The 7,433-nt window shown below is 32.4% G+C and carries 5 protein-coding genes; 3 read left to right on the forward strand and 2 right to left on the reverse strand.

All coding sequences use genetic code 11. The features are described 5' to 3' along the window. Window positions 1-3: 3 nt before the first annotated feature. Window positions 4-1,272 (forward strand): UbiD family decarboxylase, encoded by a 1,269-nt coding sequence (locus tag METFODRAFT_RS04180; protein ID WP_007044293.1) that lies wholly within the window; start codon window positions 4-6, stop codon window positions 1,270-1,272. A 2-nt stretch (window positions 1,273-1,274) separates the two neighbouring features. Here METFODRAFT_RS04180 and engB read toward each other — a convergent pair whose 3' ends face one another. Both engB and METFODRAFT_RS04190 read right to left on the reverse strand, forming a co-directional pair. After that, the gene (engB, locus tag METFODRAFT_RS04185) at window positions 1,275-1,925 is read right to left on the reverse strand and encodes a GTP-binding protein EngB (RefSeq protein WP_007044294.1); all 651 of its coding nucleotides are present in this window, start codon (window positions 1,923-1,925) and stop codon (window positions 1,275-1,277) included. A gap of 71 nt (window positions 1,926-1,996) precedes the next feature. Next, window positions 1,997-2,290: a DUF211 domain-containing protein gene (locus METFODRAFT_RS04190; protein WP_048115557.1), complete on the reverse strand. Its 294-nt coding sequence runs from the start codon at window positions 2,288-2,290 to the stop codon at window positions 1,997-1,999. A gap of 137 nt (window positions 2,291-2,427) precedes the next feature. On the opposite strand from METFODRAFT_RS04190, the gene cfbD reads away from it, so the two are divergent. Both cfbD and METFODRAFT_RS11835 read left to right on the forward strand, forming a co-directional pair. After that, window positions 2,428-3,486, forward strand: a complete 1,059-nt coding sequence (gene cfbD, locus METFODRAFT_RS04195; protein ID WP_007044296.1) for a Ni-sirohydrochlorin a,c-diamide reductive cyclase catalytic subunit — start codon at window positions 2,428-2,430, stop codon at window positions 3,484-3,486. Between the two features lie 18 nt (window positions 3,487-3,504). Then, on the forward strand, window positions 3,505-7,407 hold the full coding sequence (locus METFODRAFT_RS11835; protein ID WP_007044297.1) for a replication factor C small subunit: 3,903 nt from the start codon (window positions 3,505-3,507) through the stop codon (window positions 7,405-7,407). The last annotated feature ends 26 nt before the right edge of the window (window positions 7,408-7,433 follow it).

The raw sequence follows: 7,433 nt of genomic DNA on the forward strand, positions 1-7,433 counted from the left end.
AAAATGCTTAGGGAGTTAATAAATGAAATAAACCCAATTGTTGTTGAAAAAGCATCAAAGAGGTTTGGAGTTTCAAGGATATTGAAGAAATATGATGGACAGCCAGTTTATATAAAAGATGTTGATGGATATGAGGTTATAGGGAATCTCTGCAATAGGGAAGTATTGGCTAAATCTTTAGGGATAAAGAAAGAGGATTTAATGATGCACATTTTGAAGGCAATGGACAATGAGAAGGGAGGGAAATTGGTTGTTGATAATTCATTAAAAAACAAGTATGTTGAGGACGATTTGGAAAAATTAAAGGAATATCCAATCCCAACATACTATGAGAAAGATGGGGGGGCGTATATAACCTCTGGTGTTGTTATTGTTAAGGATGAGGATTTTGGCTATAATGCCTCAATCCATAGGATTTTAGTAAAAGAAGGGCATTTAGTTATTAGAATGGTAGAGCAGAGGCATCTCCACTACCTATACACAAAAAATATAGAAGAGAAGGATGAGATGGATGTAGCAATTGTTATAGGTGTGCATCCATCTGTCCTTTTAGCAAGTAGTACTTCCGCAGATATAACATTCAATGAGTTGAGGTTTGCATCTGCGTTGATGGGAGAACCTTTAAAGGTTATGGAATGTGATAACGGCCTATTAGTCCCAGAAGGAGAGTTCATCATTGAGGGGAAAATAACAAAAGAAATGGAGGATGAGGGACCTTTTGTAGATATAACTGGAACTTATGATATTGTTAGAAAGCAGCCAGTGATAAAAATAACCTCATTAAAAAGAAAAGAAAAACCTATCTTCCATGCTCTATTGCCGGGAGGGAGAGAGCATAAGTTGTTAATGGGGATGCCACAAGAGCCAAGGATTTTTAAGGGTGTGAGGAATGTTGTTCCAACTGTAAAGAATGTTGCTCTAACAGAAGGAGGCTGCTGCTGGCTTCATGCAGTTGTGCAAATTGAGAAAAAAACAGAAGGAGATGGGAAAAATGCAATTTTGGCAGCATTATCCTCCCACCCAAGTTTAAAGCATGTTGTTGTTGTGGATGAGGATATAGATATTTATGATATTAATGATGTTGAATTTGCAATTGCTACAAGGGTTCAGGGAGATGAGGATATAATTATCATTAGAGGGGCAAAAGGTTCATCATTAGACCCATCATCAAACTTAGAATATAGAACAACAACAAAAGTTGGCATAGATGCAACAATAAGTTTCAAAAAAGATAAAAATCACTTCATCAGAGCAAAAATTCCGGATGAATAAATTTATACAATTTTTTGGGATTTGAATCCATTAACTCTCTCCATAATCTTATATTTTATTTCATCCAATCCTTCTTTTTCCTTTAAAATAGCAGGAACTACAAATTCCCACTGATTCCATGGTGGTTTATAGCCCAAGGTTCCAAGGATTTTGTTTAAATGTTCATCCCACTGAGGTTTCTTTATTTTGTCCATCTTGTTTACAACCAATATTGGATTTAACTCCAACTCATTTAAAAAATCAAACATCTCTATATCTATTGGTATTTCCCCCCTCTTGTCCCATCTTTCAACGATCTCTATAAATGACCCTGCGTCTATTATTTGGATGGCAGTTGCAATCTCATCTCTTTTTCCTTCTATGTAGTGGACTATTTCATCCTTAATCTTTTCCTGCACTTTTTTATCAACCCCATGCATAAATCCAAAACCCGGCATGTCCACTAAGATGTAACTTCCCATATCGTATTCATTTATCTTCAAAGTTACTCCCGGCCTTTTTCCCATCCTCACATTTTTTCCCGTCATGTGTCTAACGAAGGTGGATTTTCCAACATTTGACCTTCCTGCAACAACAACCTTTGGTTTTTCTATTTTTTTCTTTTTAATGTTGGTGCTTTTAATTTTTTTATACCTCTCAAAAAAATCCGCCATAGTATCACCTTTAAATTGAAAATTAATGTAAAAAAAGATATATCCTTCAAAATAAAAATGCAAAAAATTATTTAGTATCTATCTTGGGGTGTTTTTACATCCTCAATAATCCTTCTACCTGCTGCAACTTCATCAATGCTATGGATTACCCCACTCATTGACTCTATAACTTCTCTTATTTCTTCATATTGTAAATCTGTTCCTTCTATGGTAATTTTGACGTTTTCTGTGGCTTTATCTATCTCATAAACGGTAATATTTACCCCATCCACTTCTTTTAAAGAACATAACCTAAGTGCTAAATCTGTTATTTTTGGTTCATGCGGTTTTAGAATATCTAAAACTATTCTCCTTATACCACTCAACGACATTCCTCCTTAATTTTTTATGTTTGTATATTTTATTTCTAATATTATAAAACTTTATTGTTTTTTAAACAAATTTCATCAAATATTTATATTCGTGGTGTAATATTTAAGATTACAAAATTAGGAGTGGTATAATGATACTTCATCCGAGACCATCACCAATTGCAGCGGCAATGTATCAACTTAGGGATGTTGGGGTTGATGCGATTATCCTGCATGGACCGGCAGGATGTTGTTTTAGGACTGCGAGGTTATTGGAGTTAGATGGTGTTAGAGTTTTCACGAGTGCAATGGATGAGAATGATTTTATTTTTGGAGGTATGGATAAGTTAAAGAGGACAATTGAAGAGGTTATAGAATATTTAAAGAAAAATAAAAATAATTTTATGATTGGTATAGTTGGAACATGTGCAAGTATGATTATTGGAGAAGATATTTGGAGTGTTGTTGATGAGTATGATGCAACATTAATTCCTGTTGAAGTTCATAGCGGATTAAACGACAACACTGCAGGGGCAATAAATGCCATGGAGAGTTGCCTAAGATTAGGTTTGATTGATGAAAAGGAATTTGAAAGGCAAAAATACATGCTTAAAAAAGCAACGGAAATAGAAAAAATGCGTGGAATGGCAAAGAGTAAATATATAAAACCAACCTATGAGGATGATGTAAAAGAAGTTATTGAGTTATTTAAAAACAATATAGACAAAGATCCAAAAGTTGCGTGTGTGTTAAATGCAAAAAAGGAAACTGCTTATTTATTTACACATCCTTTAATAAAAATAAATGAAATATTTAACTGCATAAATATTGGAAATTTAGATGAAAATGTTGGATTAAAAAAGATTAGAGAAGATGCAAAAAATATTTTAAGAGAATTTAAGGTTGATTATATAACAGGAGGTTTGGATGAGTATCCAGTAACTGGAGAAAAGGCAGTTGAGATATTAAAGGAGATAAAGCCAGATATTGTTGTTGTTTCTGGAGTTCCTCATGCACTGCCTATTGAAACTTTAAAGGAAGAGGTTAATTGTATAACCATTGGCATTAGCGATGGACCAAGATTATATCATCCAATTAAAGAGATTTATGATTATGCTATTATTGAATTAGATGCTCATGCGAAGGTTTTAGGAAAAAGAGAAGTTGTTAAATCAAGATTTGGAGAAATTTTGGAGTATGCACTAAAGTAAATAATAAGTGGTGAGATTATGGAAAAACCATGGGTTGAAAAATATAGACCAAAAACATTGGATGAAGTCGTTGGGCATGAAGAAATTGTAAAAAGGCTTAAAAAGTATGTAGAAAAAAAATCCATGCCGCATTTGTTATTTAGCGGTCCTCCGGGAGTTGGGAAGTGCTTAACTGGAGATACAAAAGTTATTGTAAATGGAGAGATTAGAGAAATTGGGGAAGTTGTTGAAGAAATAAGCAATGGAAAGTTTGGAACTACCTTAACTAACAACCTAAAAGTTTTAGGAATTGATGAATATGGAAAAATCAGGGAATTTAATGTTCAGTATGTCTATAAAGATAAAACAAACGCTTTAATAAAAATAAAAACTAAAATGGGTAGAGAGCTAAAGGTAACTACTTATCATCCTTTATTGGTAAATAATAAAAATGGAGAAATAAAATGGGAAAAAGCAGAGAATTTAAAGGTTGGAGATAAGTTAGCAACACCAAGATACATCTTATTTGAAGAGACCGATTACAATGAAGAGTTGGCAGAGTGGCTTGGTTATTTCATTGGAGATGGACATGCAGATAAGGAATCAAATAAGATAACCTTCACAAACAGTGATGAAAAACTTAGAAAGAGATTTGCTGAACTTACTAAAAAATTGTTTAAGGATGCAAAAATAAAAGAGAGAATACATAAGAATAGAACACCAGATATTTATGTTAATTCAAAGGAGGTAATAGCATTAATTGATAAGCTTGGCTTAAGGGGGAGTAAGGCAGATAAAGTTAGAATTCCAAAAGAAATAATAATGAGCATGGCATTAAAAGCATTTTTAAGAGCATATTTTGATTGTGATGGGGGTGTTGAGAAAAATTCAGTAGTTTTATCAACTGCAAGCAAAAGGATGGCTGAAGATTTAGCTTATGCATTGTCAAGGTTTGGAATAATTGCAAAATTAAGAGAAAAAATAAATAAAAACAATAACAAGACATATTACTATATTGTAATATCCAACTCTTCAAATTTAAAGGCATTTTTAGAAAGTATTGGATTTAGCCATGAAAGGAAACTTAAAAAGCTTTCAAATATTATAAAAGATGAAAATCCAAACTTGGATGTTATAACTATCGACAAAGAGAAAATAAAATACATTAGAGATAGATTAAAAGTTAAATTAACAAGGGATATTGAAAAAGATAATTGGAGTTATAATAAATGCAAAAAAATTGCTCAAGAACTTTTAAATGAAATATATTACGGATTAGAAGAGCTAAAAGAAATTGAAAAAACATTAGAAGAGAGTATATTAATTGATTGGAATGAAGTTGAAAAAAGAAGAAAAGAAATTGCAGAAAAAACTGGAATAAGAAGTGATAGGATTTTAGAATACATAAAAGGTAAAAGAAAACCAAGTTTAAAGAATTACATAAAAATTGCTAATGCTTTAGACAAATATGTTGAAAAAATCATTGATGCAATGAGAATATTTGCTAAGAAATATTCAAGTTATGCAGAGATAGGAAGAATACTCAATACATGGAATTCAAGTATAAGGATTTATTTAGAAAGCAATACACAAGAAATTGAAAAGCTTGAAGAAATTAGAAAGGTTGAGCTTAAACTTGTAAGAGATATTCTTAACGATGAAAAATTAATGGATAGTATTAGTTATGTATTATTCTTAGCATCTAACGAAATCTACTGGGATGAAATCGTTGAGATTGAACAATTAAATGGGGACTTTACAATCTATGACTTGCATATCCCAAAGTATCATAACTTCATTGGTGGGAATTTACCAACAATATTGCATAATACAACTGCCGCTTTGTGTTTAGCAAGAGATTTATTTGGAGAAAATTGGAGAGACAACTTCTTAGAGTTAAATGCCTCTGTTTCAAAAAATACTCCAATACTGGTTAAAATAGATGGAAAAATAAAAAGAACCACATTTGAAGAACTTGATAAGATATACTTTAACACCAATGATGAAAATGAGATGTATAAAAAAGTTGATAACTTAGAGGTTTTAACGGTTGATGAAAACTTCAAAGTTAGATGGAGAAAAGTTTCTACAGTAATTAGGCATAAAGTAGATAAAATCTTGAGAGTTAAGTTTGAAGGTGGATATATAGAACTAACAGGAAACCACTCCATTATGATGCTTGATGAAAATGGTTTAGTGTCAAAGAAAGCAAGTGATATAAAAGTTGGGGACTGTTTGTTAAGTTTTATAGCCAACACTGAAGGAGAAAAAGATAAATTGGATTTAAAAGAGTTTGAACCAAAGGATATAACTTCAAGAGTTAAAGTAATTAATGAGTTTGAGTTTGATGAAGATACTGCATGGATGCTTGGATTGTATGCTGCTGAGGGAGCCGTAGGATTTAGAGGAGAAACTTCCGGGCAAGTAATCTATACATTAGGCAGTCATGAGCATGATTTAATTAATAAATTAAATGATATTGTTGATAAAAAAGGATTTAGCAAATATGAAAACTTCACAGGTTCTGGATTTGATAGAGAAAGATTGTCTGCTAAGCAGATTAGAATATTGAATACTCAACTTGCAAAATTTGTTGAGAAAAACTTCTACAATGGAAATGGAAGGAGAGCAAAGAATAAAAGAATCCCAGATATTGTATATGAGTTAAAAGAAAATTTAAGAGTTGAATTCTTAAAAGGATTAGTTGATGGAGATGGCTATGGAGGTTGGGGAGGAGTTGTTAGAATATCATCAAAATCTGAGGATTTATTAATAGATACAGTATGGTTAGCAAGAATTTCTGGAATTGAAAGTTCAATATTTGAAAATGAGGCAAGATTGATTTGGAAAGGAAAAATGGGGTGGAGGAAGGGTAATTTATTGCCAAGTGAGCCAATAATCAAAATGATTAAAAAGTTAGATGGTAAAATAAATGGAAATTGGAGATATATATTAAGACACCAACTCTATGAAAATAAAAAGAGGGTCTCAAAGGACAAAATTAAACAGATTTTAGAAATGGTTGATGTTGAGAAATTATCTGATGGAGAAAGAAAGATTTATAATTTATTGAAAAAACTGTCTGAAACAGAGATTCATGCATTGATTGTTAAAGAGATTGAAGTTATTGACTACAATGACTTCGTCTATGATGTGTCAGTTCCAAATAATGAAATGTTCTTTGCAGGAAATGTGCCAATATTGTTACATAATTCAGATGAAAGAGGGATAGATGTTATTAGGACAAAAGTTAAGGATTTTGCAAGAACAAAACCGATTGGGGATGTTCCATTTAAAATAATATTCTTAGATGAGAGTGATGCTTTAACAAGTGATGCACAAAACGCATTGAGAAGGACAATGGAAAAGTATTCTGATATTTGTAGGTTTATCCTCTCTTGCAACTACCCAAGCAAAATCATCCCTCCAATCCAATCAAGATGTGCAATATTCAGATTCTCTCCATTGAAAAAAGAAGATGTTGTTAAGAAGTTGAAAGAAATTGCTGAAAAAGAAGGTTTAACTTTAACTCCTGAGGGACTTGAGGCAATTATTTATGTTTCAGAAGGAGATATGAGGAAGGCAATAAATGTCCTTCAAACAGCGGCAAGTGTCTCAAAGGAGATTGATGAGGAGGTTGTTTATAAGGTATCATCAAGAGCAAGACCAGAAGAGATTAAGAAGATGATTGAATTGGCGTTGGAAGGGAAGTTTATTGAAGCAAGAGAGTTGTTGTATAAGTTGATGGTTGATTGGGGAATGAGTGGAGAGGACGTGATATTGCAGATATTTAGGGAGATTCCAAGTTTAAACATAGATGAGAGGAAAAAAGTTGAGTTAGTTGAAGCGTTAGGGGAGTGTGATTACAGAATCGTGGAGGGGGCAAACGAAAGGATCCAATTGAGTGCGTTGCTGGCAAAGATGTGCAATATGGGTAAATAATTTAACTTTATACCTCTCTCGCTAAA

The sequence above is a fragment of the Methanotorris formicicus Mc-S-70 genome (assembly GCF_000243455.1).
GTDB lineage: Archaea > AGJL01 > Methanococci > Methanococcales > Methanococcaceae > Methanotorris > Methanotorris formicicus.